Origin of the sequence: Oceanibacterium hippocampi, assembly GCF_900172325.1 — a bacterium.
Taxonomy (GTDB): Bacteria; Pseudomonadota; Alphaproteobacteria; order Sneathiellales; family Sneathiellaceae; genus Oceanibacterium; species Oceanibacterium hippocampi.
This window is the reverse complement of the sequence record NZ_FWFR01000001.1, coordinates 32,315-48,635: the sequence shown is the minus strand read 5'-3', so window position 1 is coordinate 48,635 and position 16,321 is coordinate 32,315. Positions and strand designations below refer to the sequence as shown.

Below are 16,321 nucleotides of genomic sequence, written 5' to 3'. Positions count from 1 at the left end.
GCCAGTTGTCTTGTCGCGTCAGGTTCCGGAATGTTGCTGGCGGCCGCTCACTTGCGCGCCGCGTCGCGCCAGCCCGGCATCGGGTAGACAGGCTCGTGCTGGGCCGATTCCGCGGGCATGACCACCGTCGGCATGCGGTCGAGATTCTGCAGCGTCGCCGACTTGATGTTGACGTTCTGGCCCTTCTCGTCGAACTGGATCGGACCGCCGATCATCACGTGCTCGGCGATGTCGGTCGCCCGGATGGCGTCGGCAAGCGCGCCGGGATCGGCGCTGCCGGCCCGGGCATGGGCATCGGCGGCGATCAGCACCGCCTCGAAGGAGAAGCCGGCGTTGAGTTCCATCAGTTCGCCCTTGAAGGTCTTGTCGAAGGCGGCGGTGAAGGCCTTCGACATGTCCGTCGACGGATCGATCCAGGGCACATTGGCCATGACGAACTCGGAATACTTGTCGAGCGCCTTGTAGAACTGCGCCTCGTAAGTGCCGGGGCTGCCGGGAGTCATGATGCCGGCCGGCTCGAAGCGCTGTTTCACCATCTCGCGGATCAGCAGGATCGCGTCGGCGCCGTGGCTGACCGGGAAGACGATGTCCGCGCCGCTCGCCTTCGCCTTGGCGACCTCGACCGAGAGATCCTTGGCCTTCGGGTCGTAGGCGATCGTCTCGAGAATCGGGAACGGCATCTCCATGCGGCCGTAGAGCGCCTCGATACCCTTCGACATCGCCGTGCCGAAGGTATCGTTCACATGCATGAAGACCGCGCCCTTCGGGGTCGCGCCGACCTTCTGCATCAGTTGCTTGATCAGGCCGAGGCCGTTGATCACCAGCATCGGGCCGGTCGTGAAGTTGCGGAAGACGTACTTGTAACCCTGCTCGGTGATCTGCGGCGCGGCGGCGACATTGATGATGTGCGGGATGCCGCGCTGCTCGGCGACCTGGGCAACGGCCGCCGTCTCGCCCGACACGAAGGTGCCGATCAGCACCTGGGCGCCCTCGTTGACCAGCTTCTCGGCCGCGGTCCTGGCCTTGTCCGGATTGGACTCGGTATCGGCCATCATGATCTCGACCGTGTGCCCCATGTCGGACAACAGCGCCGGCGCGATATCGAAGCCGCGCTTGCAGTTCTGGCCTTCGCGGGCGAAGAAGCCGGTGAGCGGGGCGAGGCAGCCGATCTTGAGCGGTGTCGCGGCGCGCGCGCCCTTCAGGATCCCGGGGGCACCAAGGACTGCCGCTGTCGCGGCAGCGCCCAACGTGAAGCCGCGCCGGCTGACCGGGAGCGCCCGGCTGCCCCGGGTCTTGCCATTATTGTCGGTCCGGAAGTCCGTCATGATGCTGTTCCCCACCTTGTCTTGATCTTGTTGGCGGCCTTGTTCAGCCGCGCTGGATACGAACGAGTTTTGCATGTTTGCATATTGCTGGCGAGGGTCGAATTGGTGGCCTGGCCCCCCAATTTTCTCGCCCGATGGCACACGGACTGTCCGCCGGCAAAGGCGCAAGTCTGGCGACGGATGATCAGTCCGGGACTCCGCCGCCATCGTCCGCCAAGACCGTCGCGACAGCCTCGCCGGGGGTCCGGCCGGCGACCTCCAGCAGCATCTTGTTGCGCACTGCCTGCGCGAAGCTCGCCTTGTCGTCGGCGGTGACGACGAAGGCGCCGACGCCGCCGATGATGAAGTCGCGGAACGCCGCCTCCAGGTCGTAATCGACCGGGCGTCCGTTGCAGCCGCGGCAAAGGATCGCCAGGCCGTTGATCACGATATCGTCGTCGATCGCCGCCCGCCGGGCCGCCTCGATCCCAATTCCGCCCCAGTTGTTGGCGCTGTCGCCGGAAAAGTCGATGACCCGGCGCAGGCCTTCATGGTCGTTCTCCTCGATCAGCCGATGGGCGAAGGCGATGGCGCTGCCGATCGCGTTCAGCCCGAAGGCCCGGCGCGGCTGCGAGAGAAGCGCCTCGGCGAACACGGTCGCGGCCTCGATTCCGTCGATCACCGTCCAGGGGACGACAACGTCCTGGCTGTATTCGTTTCCCCATTCCACGTAGGTCAGCGCGATCCGTCCCTGGTAACCGCCGGTCATCGCGGCGAGTACCGCCGGATCGGTGACCGCGGCGGCATAGCTCGCGCGCTGGAACAGGGTTTCGGCCTCGTCGATCGAGCCCGAGGCATCGGCGAGCAGGACGAGTTCGATGTCGACCGTCCCGGCCGTCGCGTGGCGGGGCGCAAGCGCGATGGCGAGCAGGGTGAACAGGCAGGCGACGAAGGCTCCCGGGGCAAGGCGCATGTGGCTCTCCGGATTTCGCGTTCCGGACATCCTAGCATGGCGCGGGCCCTTCTCAGCGGGATTTCGGGGTGTCGTCAGTTTTCCCAGAAGCGCGGATTGATCAGCACGAAGAGCGTGAAGATCTCCAGCCGGCCGAGCAGCATGGCCGCCGTCAGGACCCATTTGGCGCCGTCGGGGAGGGTCGCGAAATTCCCCGCCGGCCCGATCACCGGCCCGAGCCCCGGTCCGACATTGGAGATCGCCGTGGCGCTCGCGGTCAGCGCCGTGACCAGATCGAGATCCATGAATGAAAGCAGGACGGCGACGGCCGCTGTCGAGGCCAGGTAGACGAACAGGAACGCCAGGACCGAGTAGGCGGCGTCGTCGCTCAGACGTCGCCCACCGTACGTCAGCGGCACGATCCGCGACGGCGTGATCAGCTTCAGCGCCTGCATGCGGACGACCGACAGCGCGATGCGGATGCGGTAGATCTTGATCGCCCCCGACGTCGACCCGGCGCAGCCGCCGACGAAGGTCAGCAGGAAGAAGGCTGTCGCCGCCGGCGGGCCCCAGCTCGAGTAATCGGCGCTGGCAAAACCGGTCGTGGTCACGACCGACACCACGTTGAAGGTGACAAGGCGGAGCGACCGGCCGATCGGCACCCCGTTCGTGGCGGTCAGCCAGAGCGCCATCGTCACACAGACGAAGGCCAGCATGACGAGCAGAAAGCGCACCTGCGGATCCTGCCAGATAGCCTGCCGCTTGCCCTGCAGGACGCGGATATAGACCACGAAGGGCAATGCGCCGCTCAGCATGAAGACGATCGAGGTCCAGTGCAGTGCGGGCGATACGAAATAGGAGAACGAGGCATCGTGCGTGGAATAGCCGCCGGTCGACAGCGTCGCCATCGCGTGATTGACCGCGTCGAAGCCCGACATGCCGAGGACCGCGTAGGCGACCGCGCAAAGTATCGTCAGGCCGAGATAGATCAGCAGGATCGAGAAGACGAAATGAAAGGACCGGGCGACCGCCTTCTCCGACTTGTCGGAGCTTTCGAGACGGAAGAGCTGCATCCCGCCGACCCGCATGAAGGGCAGCAGCACGATCGCCATCACGATGATGCCGATGCCGCCCAGCCACTGCAGGAACGAGCGCCAGAGCAGGATTCCCTTCGGCAGGTCGTCGAGCCCGACCAGCACGGTCGAGCCGGTCGTGGTCAGGCCGGAGACGGTCTCGAAGAAGGAATCGGTATAGCTGTGGCCGATGCCGAGGAACGGGCCGGCGGCGAAGGCTGGCAGGATCAGCCAGCTCGCCCCGGTGATCAGGAAGGCCTGCCGGGTGTCGATCTCGAAGGCGCTGCCGCTGCCGGTCGCGGCCACCGCGGCGCCACCGGCGAAGGCGGCGACGGTCGCCGACAGCAGGAAGGCCGTCCAGTCCTGGCGCTCGTAGAACATGTCGATGCCGAGCGGTACCAGCATGGTGACCGCCAGCGCGATCAGCAGCATGCCGAGAACGCGCACGACGGGGGTCAGACTCGCCATTCGGCACTCGCATCCGGCACCCGGCCACGCGATCGGCCGGGCAGGGGAACCCTAGGGCCGGATGGCGGCAACGTCGAGCCCGATCCCGTGCCTTGCCGCCGCGATCTCTTGTGCGCCGGCCCGGAGCACGGCATCATCCAGACGATGTTCTGCGATGTCGCGTAGCGGGGCGCCCGCCGGCCCTCCCGGGTGCGACTTGTGACGGGATCTGACCCATGCCGCCGGATAGCGCCCCGGACGACCGGCTGTTCGGACTGATCGGGCGTTTCTACGACGCGGCGGCCGACGCTTCCGGCTGGGCGGGAATCGCGGGCGAGATCGCCGGGGCCCTGGATTCCACCAGCGCCGTGCTGAAACTGCATGGTGGCGGCGACGACTTCCGGTTGCTCGAATGCACCGACAATCTCCACATCCCGGACAGCCGGCAGGACTGGGCCGCGCACTGGCACCGGCAGGACCTCTGGGTCGAGCGTTCCGCCGCCTTCGGTCCGGGCCGCGTCGTCACCGATCACGACCTCGTCAGCCCGGCCGAGCAGCGCCGGAGCGGTTTCTACCGGGAATGGCTGAGCGCGCTCGACATCCACCACATGGTCGGCGCGGTCTTCCCGGCGGATGGCGATGTGCTCGGCGTTCTCGGCGTGCATCGCCCGGAGCAGGCCGGCGCCTACGAGGATGCCGACCGGCGCAAGCTCTCGATCCTGTTGCCCCACCTTCAGCGCGCCCTCGGGCTCGGCAGGATGTTCGCGGACGCTGGAATCCGCCAGGCGTTCGGCGAGGAGGCGCTGGCCCGCATCGATGCGGCCGTCTTCGCGGTCGACCGCCTTGGCCGGGTCGCGACGCTGAACGGACGGGCCGAGACGCTCGTGCGCGAGGCCGACGTCCTCACGCTCGGCCAGGGCCGACTGGCGCTCCGCGATCCGCTGCTTCAGGAGCGCATGATGCAGCTCGTACGGGCATGCCTCCTCACGGCGACCGGCCCAACGGAGCCGCCCGGGTCGGCAATGGCGCTCACGCGGACCGATCGCTTGCCGCTGACCTTGTTCGTCGCGCCGCTGCGGGCCGGAATGGCCCGGCTCGCCGCCCAGCCGCTTGCGCTCGTCATGGTCCGCGATCCGGAATGGCCGGTCGCGACGACGCGCGTGCTCCGCGAACTGTTCGGGCTGACCCGGACCGAAGCCGTGATCGCCGCCGACCTCGCGAACGGCCTGTCGCCCGATCAGGTGGCCCGGCGCCGCGCCGTCGGGCCGGCCACCGTGCGTTCCCATCTGAAGCGGATACTGGCAAAGACGGGCACCCACCGCCAGGCGGAAGCCGTGGCGCTGATCGCCCGCAGCGTGGCCGCGTTCGACCGGCAGGCCGACTGATTTCTCCCCCAAACAGGGGGCGATTTTCCCCGCCGGGCACCGGGATAATGGGCCTCTTTGTCCGATTGTTTCAGCAACGCGCGGATATGCCATGGGTACGGGAATTCTTGTTCTGCTCCTGCTGCTGGCAGCGGGATATGTTCTCCTGACGAAATTCGGCTGGGCGAACGCGTTCCGGACGCTCGGCAACAGGGCGACCAGCCGCTTCGTCAGGTCGTCCGCCGACGGGGGCACGACGTTCGAGGTCGTGCCGGCCCGCGCCTCGCGCGCGGCGCTCGTTCTCCTCATCAGTGGCGCGGCACTCTGCAGCCAGTTGTGGTTGGAGATCATTGCCCTCTTCGGCCTCATTCCCGTCACGATGGGCCTGCTTGCCTTCCCGATCGGCGCGCGCTACCGGACCCCGGCGACGATCACCGTGTCGGACCAGGACATTCGCAGCGGCGACAAGGCCTGGCCGCTGTCGGACGTCGCGGATCTGAACCTCAGGCGCGGCAGCCGGATCAGGACGGACGAGCCACCCCAGGTGGTTCACCGGACAGCCGGCGGCGGCCTTGTCTACGGCGCCCAGCCCACGTCCGCGATGTTCTCGCGGGCACTGAACAGGCGGGCGGTCGAGCGCTCCTACCTGGTCACCTTGCGGACACGGAGCGGCAGCGACGAGACGGTACTGAGCGGCGGCCTCACGCTCGAATGCGCGCAGGCGCTGCAGAACGACCTCCGGGCCGAGATCGCCGCCCGGCAGGGTGCCGGGGCCCAGAACGTGGCGTGATGCAACGACGATCCGGCGTATGCCGGTGGACGGCCGCCGCGCTCGCGGCCTTTATCGGTGTCGCCGCAGCATCGCCCGACGGCTTTCCGCCGCGTGAAAGCGAGGACGTCTTCGTCGACCGCTGCGAACGGCAGATCCTGGCGCGCGATGCGTCGGCCGCGGTTTGGGCGCGGGACGAATGCCGGGCGCGGTGGTCACGCGCGCTTGCCGCCGGCCCGATGGCGGAAGCGCTGCTGGCAGTCGCCGGGGCCGAGGGGGAGGCCGTTCCGGCCGCTGAGGATGCACGCGCCCGGTTGCCCCAAGTTCACTGGTCGACAGACGGGCTGGCCGGCAGGCTGGGTGACATCGACGTGACCCTGGCCGGCAGCGCGTCGGCCGTCGGCGGAATCGCTTTCGACTGGCGGGAACAGGGCTCGGGCGGCCGCTACAACCTGCTCGATGCGCTGGCTATCCGCGGCGTCGCCTTGCGGACTCTCGGCTGTCCGCTTTATCCCGGTGCTTCGATGGGCCGGGAAAAGGTCATGCGCGCGCATTATCCCGGCCGCAACCCGTTCACGCTGACCGTCTACAGCCGCCCGGCGCCGACCGGTGTCGAGCCCGGCTTGCTGGAGGTCGACGCGGCGTTCGGCGCGCCGGCTCCCGATCCTGCCGCGCTCCGCGCCGGGCACTATCCGGGCGGCGGCGGCCGGGCCTTCGCGGTCGAACCGACCGGCTGGACGACGGATTGCCCCGATCCGGACTAGCCACGCGGAGCGGCACTGGCGACGAGACCGCTCTCTTCGGTCACCGGAAAATCTGGTGTCCCCGGCAGGATTCGAACCTGCGACCCCAGGATTAGGAATCCTGTGCTCTATCCGACTGAGCTACGGGGACATTGCCCAAGGTTTTAGGCTCAAGGCGGACGCGGCGTCAATTCCGGATGGGGTCGTCGCGGGCACAGGATCAGGCCAAAAAAAAACGCCACCGCTGCGACGGTGACGAATCTTTAGGCGCAGGTTGCCCTGCGCGCCGGCCGCGTCAGCAGCCGGCGGGACCGTTCGGCCTCAGCCGAGCACGTCCATGACGATCTCGCGGAGTTCCGCGCGCGTCAGGCCCGACTTCGCCGGGGTCGTTTCGCGCTCGGACGCCTTGATGGCGGCCGGCAGCGTCGGAATGACGGACGCGCGGGGCGTCTCGGTCACAGTATGCATATGGTTCATGTCTTTCACTTTCTTCACTCTTAATCACCACCTCTTCCTACAATCGTAGCGAACCGTGATGTCTGTCTTCTTGCGATCCCATGACATTCTCATGGCATGGTTGTTTAATCGTTAACGTCTCACATTGGGGAGGCGTGATCCGCCGCGGCCGCAAAACTCGCCGCCGGCTGGCTTCCGGGGCGCATTCAGGGCCCGCAGGGGAAGACGATCACCTGTATAGATGGGGTCGTATTGGGAACTTTCAACCATCTCGCGTGCAGACCGCCGGGAAATGCCGGTGCGCCGCCCTATCCGGACGGCCCGTACTTGACCCCGGGTGCCTGGATCCGTCCTATGGAAAGCCATTCCAGTCACCCGGGCCCCTCATGACGATGTCCAGTCCGCGGCCGAAAGGCCCGCCGATCTTCAACGTGCCGCCGGCGACCCGGATCATCGCCCTGATCCTGGTCGCGGTCTTCGCAGCGGTGAACCTGTTGCCCGCGGCGGCCGGCGAACGGATCGTCGTCACCTTCGGCTTCGTGCCCGCCGAGCTCGACGCCTTCCTGGGCGGCGCGCCGGGGCTCGTGCCGGATCTCGCGATGACCATGATCGGGCACATGTTCCTGCATCACGACCTGATGCATCTGATCATGAACTGCGGCCTTTTCCTGGCCTTCGGCAGCCTGCTCGAGCGCCTGATCGGCTCACTGCGGCTGACCCTGCTTTTCCTCGTCTGCGGGGTTGCCGGCGCGGTCGCGCAGACCGTGCTGTCGAGCGAACTCGACGTTCTCGTCTACGGCGCTTCGGGCGGGGTATTCGGCCTGATGGGGGCGGCGGCCTGGCTCATGGCGGCGCGTGCCGGTCCGGCGCGGGCGATGATCTTCGTCGCGGTCATCCTGGCGCTCAACTTCGTGATCGGATTGACGCCCGTGGGCACGATGCTGACCGGTGGCGGCGCAGGTGTTGCCTGGCAGGCCCATCTCGGCGGGTTCTTCGCCGGCGGTCTGCTCTACCCCCTCATGCTCAGGCGTCGCCGCGGCGTATCCGGCTGATCGGCAGCCGGCCGTCGGCGGTCGGCTGGTAGGAATAGGTGAAATCGTCGAACGCCTCGGCGGCGGCCAGCGCGTCGCGGTCGGGGCGAACGGCGAAGGCATCGACCCCGCAGCGCCGCATGTCGTTCATCTGGTCGCGCTGGACATCGCCGGTGGCGCGGATCTCGCCCTCGAAGCCCAGGCGGCGGCGCAGCAGGTTCGCCTGCGACAGTGCCCGTCCGTCGCCGAAGCTCGGGAATTCGAGGACGACCAGCGCGATCCGCCCGAGATCGTCGGCCAGGCGGGCGGGATCCTCGTCGTTCCTGAGGCGGACGCCGAGGCGGCTGTTCCGCTTCACCAGGTCGGCCCGGTGTTCCAGCCACTGGTCGAGCGGCACGACGATATCGCCGGACGGAAGCGAGGACAGCGCCTCGTAGCCGGTCACGTCGGTCCACTCGTTGTCGATCAGCACGCCGTCTTTGAGGATCTTATCCATAGAGGCGCTCCTTGAACGGCTGGTCGCCGAGGCGGCGATAGACCTCGAGAAAGGTTTCTTCCGGTCCCTCGCGCCGTTCCAGATAGACGGCGAGCACGTCCTCGACCGCGCCGACGATCGCGTCCGGCGCGAAGCCCGGGCCGGTGATAGCACCGATCGAGGCATCGTTGCGCGACGAGCCGCCGAGCAGGAGTTGGTAAAGCTCCTCGCCCTTCTTGTTGACGCCGAGGATGCCGATGTTGCCCGCATGATGATGGGCGCAGGCATTGATGCAGCCGGAGATGTTCAGCGTCAGGTCGCCAAGATCGTAGAGATGATCGAGGTCCTCGAAGCGGCGCTGCAGGTCGAGCGCCACGGGGATCGAGCGGGCGGTCGCCAGGCTGCAGAAATCCATTCCCGGGCAGGAAATGATGTCGGTCAGCTTGCCGTTGTTCGGGGTCGCGAGATCGAGGTCCACCAGCGCCTGCCAGAGGGCGTGAAGATCCGACTGCCGGACATCGGCGAACAGCAGGTTCTGCCGGTGATTGACCCGGATCTGGCCGAAGCTGTAGCGGTCGGCGAGATCGGCGATAGCGTCCATCTGGTCGTCGGTGACGTCGCCGGGCGCCTGCACGCCGGTCTTCAGCGAGATGTCAACCGCCGCATAGCCCGGAACCCGATGGGCGATGACCGCATTGCCGTGCCAGCGGGCGAAGGCCGGGTCGCTTTCGAGCTGCTGGGCGAGGCCGCTGTCGTTGGCCGGCAGGGTCTCGTATGGCGGCGGTGCGAAGAAGGCCTTGAACCCGGCGATATCCTCGTCACGGAGCGCCAGGGCGCCATCCCGGGTGGCCTCCCAGTCGGCCTCGACGAGTTCGCGGATCTTCTCGATCCCGTGCTCGTGAACGAGGATCTTGATCCGCGCCTTGAAGATGTTGTCGCGCCGGCCGAGCATGTTGTAGACGCGGAGAATCGCTTCCAGATAGCTCAGCAGGTGCTGCTTCGGCAGGAATTCCCGGATCGTCTTCGCGATCATCGGCGTCCGTCCCAGGCCACCGCCGACCATCACCTCGAAGCCGATCTCGCCGGCGTCGTTCTTCACCAGGCGAAGGCCGATATCGTGATAGGCGAGCGCCGCCCGGTCCTGGGCGCCGCCGCTGATCGCGATCTTGAACTTGCGCGGCAGCCAGTTGAATTCGGGATGGAAGGTCGACCACTGGCGAACCAGCTCGCAGTAGGGCCGGGGATCCTCGATCTCGTCGACGGCGACGCCGGCCAGGTGATCGGCGGTGGTATTGCGGATGCAGTTGCCCGAGGTCTGGATGGTGTGCATCTCGACCTCGGCGAGTTCCGCCAGGATGTCCGGCACCTCGTCCAGCCGCGGCCAGTTGTACTGGATGTTCTGGCGGGTCGAGAAATGCCCGTAGCCCTTGTCGTAGCGCCGCGCGATATGGGCGAGCTTGCGCAACTGCCGGGATGCCAGCAGGCCATAGGGAATGGCGACCCGCAGCATGTAGGCATGGAGCTGGAGATAGACCCCGTTGCGGAGGCGGAGCGGCTTGAACTCGTCTTCGGTGAGTTCGCCGTTCAGGCGGCGCGCGACCTGGCCACGGAACTGGGCCACCCGTTCGCGCACCATCTGGTGATCGAAGCGATCGTATTGATACATCGTCGTCCTGCTATGTCCGGGCGGCGCCGTCCGGGCGGCGCCTACCATTGGCGGCTCAGGCGGCGCGCCGTTCTTCATCGCCGCGCGCACCACGGCGACGGTCGCCGGACGGCAGCGGAATGGTCGGGCCGGCCGCACGGATCCGCTCACGCATCGTGATGCCGTCGACGGCCCGATCCTCGACCCGGATGTCGGCGACATAGGGGGCGACGATCAGGTTCGCTTCGACATCGGCGATTGCCTCCGCCAGCAGCGTCTCCGCGGCGTCCTTGTCGGCGACGTGCGTTGCCTCGCCGAGCGTGGCGATCCAGCGACGACAGCCGTTCTCGACGCGCAGATAGGCGATCGTGCCTTCGCGAAGAAGGGATCCGGTGATGACCCGATGAGCCATTGTGTCGTCTCCTTTGTCGTCGCCGTCGCGGCGCTGCCGCTTCGGTTCCCGGTCGTATGTCAGCCCATGTCCGGGCAATGCATTTATATCCCGTGATATTGGCAGAAATTACCGCACAAGCAATAGTCGAAGTGTGAAAAAATATATATCACACGACAATATCGTATTACTGTCCGCGAGGCAGGTGAATGCCACATTCGCTCTTGTCCCGACCGGCCCAGCGGCCGCCCCGGATATCGCTCGATCCCGAGGCGACACGCTCGGTGCAGGGCATGCAGCCGAGCGAGAGGAACCCTTCGGCGACGAGCGGGTGCCGCGGCAGGTCGCGCTCAAGGAAGGCGAGTTTGATGTCGTTGGCGTCCCAGCGGGCCAGCGGATTGACCTTGATCCGCACTTCGGCCGCCTCGATGACCTCCAGCGAGGCACGGCTGCCGCCATGCATCTGCTTGCGCCCGGTGATCCAGGCGTCGAAGCCTTCGATGGCGGGCCCGAGCGGGTCGACCTTGCGAATCCGGCAGCAGGCATCCGGGTCGCGGGCGAACAGCATCTCGTCCGGGTCGAGGGCCGCCAGGGCGCCGCTGTCGGGATGGACAACGCGAACATCCTCGAGCCCGAGATGGTCGCTCAGGTCGCGCTGGTAACGCAGGGTTTCGCCGAACAGGCGGAGCGTATCGAGGAACACCACCGGGGTCCTCGGGTCGATATCGGCGATCAGGGAGAGCAGCACGGCCGCCTCCGCGCCGAAGGACGAAGTGGCGACGATCCGGCCCTGGAACTCGCGCCGAAGGAGCGGTTCGAGCAGCTCCGCGCCGTCCAGATGGCCATACAGGCCGCGGAGGCGCGCTGCTTCGTACTCGCTGCAGCTCTTGACGGTATCGTTCATCCCTAAGCTCCGCGCCCCGATGATTGAGATTCGAATTTGAACTACAGTTTCAATTATGTAGACGCGGATTTAATGTCAATGTGACTCGTGAAAAAAATGCATCAACATAATCTATGTGTGAAATAATGATAAATGAAATCCGCCAACCTGGCCGCGGTCGGATCGGTGAAAATCGGGAAGGTCGCGATGGTGGCGACGCCCGCCGTCGCGATGCGGTTCAGTCGCCGCCGAGCGGGATCGCGTAGGTGATCGCCAGCGTCTCCGTGCCCGGATTGGCGTCGCCGATCCCGGCATTGGAAATGTGGTTGAAGCTGATTCCGAGGCGCGACCGGTCGTCGAATCGGTAAGAGAGCTCGATCTGCGAGCGGAATTCGATCTCGGAGCCGAGATCCTTGCCACCGCCGTCGTGGAAATAGCCGGGCGCGAAGCTCGGCGTCAGCACCCAGCGGCGGCCGAAATAGATATCGCTGAGAATGCCGCCATAGGCATGAACCGCGCCATCGGAGGTTCCGGTGAGGCCGACGAACGGTTTCACGAACCAGAGCTTGTAGTCGGAACGATACTCCACCCGTCCCTCGAACGCCGTGTCGTCCTTGGCGAGGATGTCGAAGTATCCGGCGGAGAAGGCGAGGAAGGCCGGATCGTCAGCCTTTGCGGTGCGCGGCGCCAATGCGACAATAAGCATGGCCAGCATCACAATGCCCGGACCCGCGATGATCCCGGTAAGTCGCTTCACGATCCTCGTTCCCCCAGATTGGCTGTCGTGTCGGCGGCAGTCTATGAGAAGTGCGGCGGAATACCAACCGTTTGCCGCAGGACGACGCCGTTTGTGGCTGGGCGCCTGTTTGCTGCTGGCCGGGCTGTGGCTGCAGCCGGCCGGCGGCGCGGCCTCGGCCGAAACGGTAACCGTGCTCCGGGTCGAGGCCGACTGGGTGCTGGTGCTCGCCGATGGCCGGTCGGTCAGGCTCGCCGGCCTGGAAACCCCAGGGACCGCCCAGCAACGTTTCGCCGACGCGGCGGTGACGCGGCTTCGCGAGAGGGCACTCGGTCGACCGCTGACCCTGCTCGAGACCGCGCCGGCAGAGGATCGCTATGGCCGGGCGAGGGGGCTCGTGCTGGGCGGGGACGGCGCCCCGCTCCAGATCGATCTGCTCGGCGAAGGCCTTGCGCGGGTCGATTTCGCCGGCGAGCCGCCGGCCGGCTGGCCGCAATTGCTGTCCGCCGAGGCGGCGGCGCGTTTCGCCCGCAAGGGCCTCTGGGGCGAAGCCGAGTTCCGGGTCCGCGACGCGACGAATGTCGGCCTGCTCGACCGCTTCGGCCTCGTCGAGGGCCGGGTCCGCGAAGTAGCCCGCTCGAAACGCTGGATCTGGCTCAATTTCGGCGACGACTGGCGGCGCGATTTCACCATCGGCATGCGGCTCGCCCGGGCCCGGGCGCTCGGTGCCATGACATGGCTGGAGGCGTTGCAGGGTCGCCTCGTCCGGGTGCGCGGCTGGCTCCGCTGGTATAATGGCCCCTACCTGGAGCTCGACCACCCGGCCAGCATCGAGATCCTCGCGCCTGACGGTATCCGGTACTGGTCGCCCGACGGATCCGGTTCAGGTTAGTATCTGTGCGACATCCACTTCCTCAGACGGACGACAAGGCAATCAACCGATGACGCTCAGAGAATTCCGGTTCGCGCTCACGCTTTTCGCGCTCGTCGCACTGCCGGTCCTGCTCGGCGCCTGTACGGCAATGAATCCGGCGACCGGACAGTCGGAAGTCACCTTCGTCAGCCCGGCCGATGAGAAGAAGATCGGCCAGAGCCAGCATCCGAATGTTCTCGCGCAGTTCGGCGGTCCCTACGACGAGGCGGCAATCGGCGGTTATGTCGCGGCCCTCGGCGGCCGGCTCGCCAAGGTTTCGGAGCTGCCCGATATCGGCTGGACCTTCACCGTCCTCAACAGCGAAGTGGTCAATGCCTTCGCGCTGCCGGGCGGTTATGTCTACGTGACGCGCGGCCTGCTCGCGCTCGCCGATGACGAGGCGCAGCTTGCCGGCGTGCTGGCCCACGAGATCGGCCATGTCACGGCGCGTCACGGGGCGCAGCGCCAGACACGGGCGATCGGCGTCAGTATCTTCAGTGCCGCTGCGGCGATTCTCTCCGGCAGCAGCGCCGTCGGCCAGCTCGGCAGCCAGGTCGGCGGGCTCTATCTGGCTGGCTACTCGCGCGACCAGGAGAGTCAGGCCGACGCGCTCGGTATCCGTTACCTGGTGCGCGCCGGCTATCCGCCCGACGCGATGGCCGGGTTCCTGAAGAAGCTCGGCGATCAGAGCGCGCTCGCGCGGAAGATCGCCGGCAAGGACGAGGATGAGCAATTCTCCTGGGCGCAGACCCATCCGCTGACCTCGGAGCGCGTGGCCGATGCGACGAAGCTCGCCACTGAATCCGGGGTCGAGGGGCCCCGCGATCCCGGTCGGCAGCGCTATCTGTCGGAAATCGACGGCCTGCTCTACGGCGACGATCCGAAGCAGGGCCTCGTTCGCGGGCGTGAGTTCGTGCATCCGGACCTCGGCTTCCGTTTCGCCGTGCCGCCGGGCTACATGCTGCAGAATTCGCCGGCCGCGGTGGTTGCCGGCAGCAAGGCGGGCGATGTCGTGCTGTTCGACCGCGAGCGCGATCCGGAGGTGGCGAAACGCTATGCCGGCGACATGGCCCGCTACATGCGGCGCAACTGGCTGCGGGATTATTCGCTCGAGGATTTCAGGCTCGGACCGGTGCCGGGCCTGCCATCCGCAACCGGTCGCCTGACCGGCACGCTGCGCAATCAGCCGGTGGTCGTCGATCTGGTCGCCGTGGAACTCCGGCCGGGCGAAATCTACCGCTTCCAGTTCGTCACCGCCTCCCGCCGTTACCGGGGTCTCGAGCGGGCGATAGAGGACAGCTACGAAAGCTTCCGCGGCTTGAGCGCGGCGGAAGCGAGCGCGGTCGAGCCGCTTCGGGTGAGGCTGCAGGAGACCCGCGCCGGCAGGACCCTCGCGGATTATGCCGCCCTGTTGCCCTTCGATGACTTCAAGATCGAGCGGCTGGCGGTCCTGAACGGTCTCGCACCGGGGACCGGCGCGTTGCCGCCGGTCATCAAGACGATCCAGGCCGGCCCCTGAGAACGATCCAAGGCCGGTTCTGCGACGGCCACCGCCGGGGCGGGTTCCGGTGACCGTCGCAGCCGGGCATCAGGCCGCGTTACCCTTGCGGCCCGTCCGATCGTTCGCGGCCGGACGGTTCGTCCGGGGCGCGTGGATGAAGTCATTGGTGTGCCCTGGCTCGGGGCTCCCGACGCGTTGGACCCACCGGCTCTCCGTGAAGGCGACCTCGCGTTTGCCCGCAGCGGCCCGGGCGATGGCATGGATATCGCCGCGCGGCACGCCGATATCCTTCAAGACCTGATCGGAAAGGTGCTCCAGCGCGGCCCGTGTCCGCCGTTCCAGCCGGTAACGGGCGGCGGCGGCGACCAGTTCGCGGCCGAGGACGCCGACTGCGACCAGTCCGCGCGCGATCCGGTTGCCCAGGCCCTGGAAGGTCCGGGCCCGTTCGATCCGCGCGACGATGAGACCGTTGCGGTACTTGTCGTCGAGCGCATGCCAGCTTGTCCAGTACTCCATCTTGCTTGCCTTTCGCGTCTGAGCAGCCGTCCGGTTCACAAGAAAATCTAACGCGATATGATGTGAAGAGGCTGTCGGCCTGCTGTTGCTTCATCTTGTAACTGGAATATCGGGCGCAGAACGTGGCTGGACAAACGAGATTACCTGCGAGAATGAATAAGAAAATCTATTGCATGGATCCGCCGTGACCCGTCGCCTGCCGCCGCTCAATTCGCTTCGCGCCTTCGAGGCGGCGGCCCGCCATCTGAGCTTCAAGAAGGCGGCCGACGAACTGGCGGTGACCCCGGCGGCGATCAGCCAGCAGGTCAAGTTGCTGGAGTCTTTCGTCGGGGTGCCGCTGTTCCGGCGCCTGACCCGGTCACTGCTGCTGACGGAAGCCGGGAGGGCGGCACTGCCATCGCTCCGGGAGGCCATGGATCGGTTCGCCGAGGCGGTCGACCTGATGCGGCTGCCCCACGACAGTGAGATCCTTACCGTCAGCGTGATGCCGTCGTTCGGCGCAAGCTGGCTGGTGCCGCGGCTGGAGCGTTTCCGGCTGGCCTGGCCGCAGTACGATGTCCGGATCGATGCGAACGATGCGCTGGTCGATTTCGTCCGCGAGCGTGTCGACCTCGGCCTGCGATACGGCCGCGGCAAGTATCCGGGTCTGATCTCGCATCGGCTGATGGCGGAAACCGTCTTTCCGGTGTGCAGCCCGAAGCTGCTGAACGGGCCGAATGCGCTCAAGGCGCCGGCGGATCTGGCACGCCATACGCTGCTTCACGTGCAATGGCGCGGCGGCGACCAGGCAACCGCGACCACCTGGCGAAGCTGGATAACGGCGGCCGGCCTGAAGGGGATCGACGTGGATCGAGGGCCGCGCTTCACGATCGAGGGTTTCGCCATGCAGGCGGCACTCGGCGGCCAGGGCGTGGCGCTGCTGTCCGGGGCGGTGGCGGAAAGCATGCTGGCGGAAGGGCGTCTCGTGCGGCCGTTCAGGGCCGAGGCCTATGAAGCGACCGAATTTGCCTACTATATCGTCTACCCGCCGGCGCACGCGGAGCGGCCAAAGGTCGTGGCCTTCCGCGACTGGCTGTTCGAGGAGACGACGCGGGAGACGCCGATCATCTGATCGGCCGTGGC

At 66.8% G+C, this 16,321-nt stretch carries 17 protein-coding genes and 1 tRNA gene; 7 read left to right on the top strand and 11 right to left on the bottom strand.

Features of this window, described 5'->3' with window-relative positions; all coding sequences use genetic code 11:
* Positions 1-47: 47 nt before the first annotated feature.
* The 3 genes from OCH7691_RS00230 to OCH7691_RS00220 form a co-directional block, all read right to left on the bottom strand.
* The gene (locus OCH7691_RS00230; RefSeq protein ID WP_085883411.1) at positions 48-1,325 is read right to left on the bottom strand and encodes an ABC transporter substrate-binding protein; all 1,278 of its coding nucleotides are present in this window, start codon (positions 1,323-1,325) and stop codon (positions 48-50) included.
* 184 nt (positions 1,326-1,509) lie between these two features.
* On the bottom strand, positions 1,510-2,277 hold the full coding sequence (locus OCH7691_RS00225; protein WP_085881426.1) for a DUF1194 domain-containing protein: 768 nt from the start codon (positions 2,275-2,277) through the stop codon (positions 1,510-1,512).
* 74 nt (positions 2,278-2,351) lie between these two features.
* Positions 2,352-3,797 (bottom strand): TrkH family potassium uptake protein, encoded by a 1,446-nt coding sequence (locus OCH7691_RS00220; RefSeq protein WP_176244871.1) that lies wholly within the window; start codon positions 3,795-3,797, stop codon positions 2,352-2,354.
* 215 nt (positions 3,798-4,012) lie between these two features.
* On the opposite strand from OCH7691_RS00220, the gene OCH7691_RS00215 reads away from it, so the two are divergent.
* The 3 genes from OCH7691_RS00215 (at position 4,013) to OCH7691_RS00205 (ending at position 6,673) form a co-directional block, all read left to right on the top strand.
* Positions 4,013-5,161 carry a helix-turn-helix transcriptional regulator gene (locus tag OCH7691_RS00215; RefSeq protein ID WP_085881425.1) on the top strand — a complete coding sequence of 383 codons (1,149 nt, stop codon included), beginning with the start codon at positions 4,013-4,015 and terminating at the stop codon, positions 5,159-5,161.
* 91 nt (positions 5,162-5,252) lie between these two features.
* Positions 5,253-5,930, top strand: a complete 678-nt coding sequence (locus tag OCH7691_RS00210; RefSeq protein WP_085881424.1) for a hypothetical protein — start codon at positions 5,253-5,255, stop codon at positions 5,928-5,930.
* Positions 5,930-6,673, top strand: coding sequence for a hypothetical protein (locus tag OCH7691_RS00205; protein ID WP_085881423.1), 744 nt, complete (start codon positions 5,930-5,932; stop codon positions 6,671-6,673). Before OCH7691_RS00210 ends, OCH7691_RS00205 begins: the two co-directional genes overlap by 1 nt.
* Before the next feature lie 53 nt (positions 6,674-6,726).
* Here the strand turns inward: OCH7691_RS00205 and OCH7691_RS00200 are convergent.
* Positions 6,727-6,803: transfer RNA gene (locus tag OCH7691_RS00200), tRNA-Arg, on the bottom strand.
* Positions 6,804-6,973: 170 nt separating this feature from the next.
* Positions 6,974-7,129, bottom strand: a complete 156-nt coding sequence (locus OCH7691_RS23140; RefSeq protein ID WP_176244870.1) for a hypothetical protein — start codon at positions 7,127-7,129, stop codon at positions 6,974-6,976.
* Positions 7,130-7,494: 365 nt separating this feature from the next.
* Here OCH7691_RS23140 and OCH7691_RS00195 point away from each other — a divergent pair, with 365 nt between their 5' ends.
* Entirely contained in the window at positions 7,495-8,160 is a 666-nt protein-coding gene (locus OCH7691_RS00195) for a rhomboid family intramembrane serine protease (RefSeq protein ID WP_176244869.1), read from the top strand.
* On the opposite strand, the gene OCH7691_RS00190 is transcribed toward OCH7691_RS00195, so the two are convergent.
* From OCH7691_RS00190 to OCH7691_RS00170, 5 genes are all read right to left on the bottom strand, one after another.
* On the bottom strand, positions 8,132-8,635 hold the full coding sequence (locus tag OCH7691_RS00190) for a DUF934 domain-containing protein (RefSeq protein ID WP_085881421.1): 504 nt from the start codon (positions 8,633-8,635) through the stop codon (positions 8,132-8,134). The genes OCH7691_RS00195 and OCH7691_RS00190 overlap by 29 nt on opposite strands.
* Entirely contained in the window at positions 8,628-10,280 is a 1,653-nt protein-coding gene (locus tag OCH7691_RS00185) for a nitrite/sulfite reductase (protein WP_085883409.1), read from the bottom strand. The genes OCH7691_RS00190 and OCH7691_RS00185 overlap by 8 nt, the downstream gene beginning before the upstream one ends.
* A gap of 55 nt (positions 10,281-10,335) precedes the next feature.
* Positions 10,336-10,671 (bottom strand): DUF2849 domain-containing protein, encoded by a 336-nt coding sequence (locus OCH7691_RS00180; RefSeq protein ID WP_139839466.1) that lies wholly within the window; start codon positions 10,669-10,671, stop codon positions 10,336-10,338.
* Positions 10,672-10,837: 166 nt separating this feature from the next.
* Positions 10,838-11,554 (bottom strand): phosphoadenylyl-sulfate reductase, encoded by a 717-nt coding sequence (locus OCH7691_RS00175; RefSeq protein WP_085881419.1) that lies wholly within the window; start codon positions 11,552-11,554, stop codon positions 10,838-10,840.
* 217 nt (positions 11,555-11,771) lie between these two features.
* Positions 11,772-12,290: an acyloxyacyl hydrolase gene (locus OCH7691_RS00170; protein WP_217807722.1), complete on the bottom strand. Its 519-nt coding sequence runs from the start codon at positions 12,288-12,290 to the stop codon at positions 11,772-11,774.
* A gap of 91 nt (positions 12,291-12,381) precedes the next feature.
* Between OCH7691_RS00170 and OCH7691_RS00165 the strand changes: the two genes are divergently transcribed.
* Positions 12,382-13,161: a thermonuclease family protein gene (locus OCH7691_RS00165; RefSeq protein ID WP_176244868.1), complete on the top strand. Its 780-nt coding sequence runs from the start codon at positions 12,382-12,384 to the stop codon at positions 13,159-13,161.
* Positions 13,162-13,210: 49 nt separating this feature from the next.
* The gene (locus tag OCH7691_RS00160; protein ID WP_176244867.1) at positions 13,211-14,701 is read left to right on the top strand and encodes a M48 family metalloprotease; all 1,491 of its coding nucleotides are present in this window, start codon (positions 13,211-13,213) and stop codon (positions 14,699-14,701) included.
* 69 nt (positions 14,702-14,770) lie between these two features.
* Here OCH7691_RS00160 and OCH7691_RS00155 read toward each other — a convergent pair whose 3' ends face one another.
* A complete protein-coding gene (locus OCH7691_RS00155) occupies positions 14,771-15,199 on the bottom strand; it encodes a DUF1127 domain-containing protein (protein ID WP_085881416.1) in 429 nt (142 codons plus the stop codon).
* Positions 15,200-15,383: 184 nt separating this feature from the next.
* On the opposite strand from OCH7691_RS00155, the gene OCH7691_RS00150 reads away from it, so the two are divergent.
* Positions 15,384-16,310 (top strand): transcriptional regulator GcvA, encoded by a 927-nt coding sequence (locus OCH7691_RS00150; protein WP_085881415.1) that lies wholly within the window; start codon positions 15,384-15,386, stop codon positions 16,308-16,310.
* Positions 16,311-16,321: the final 11 nt, after the last annotated feature.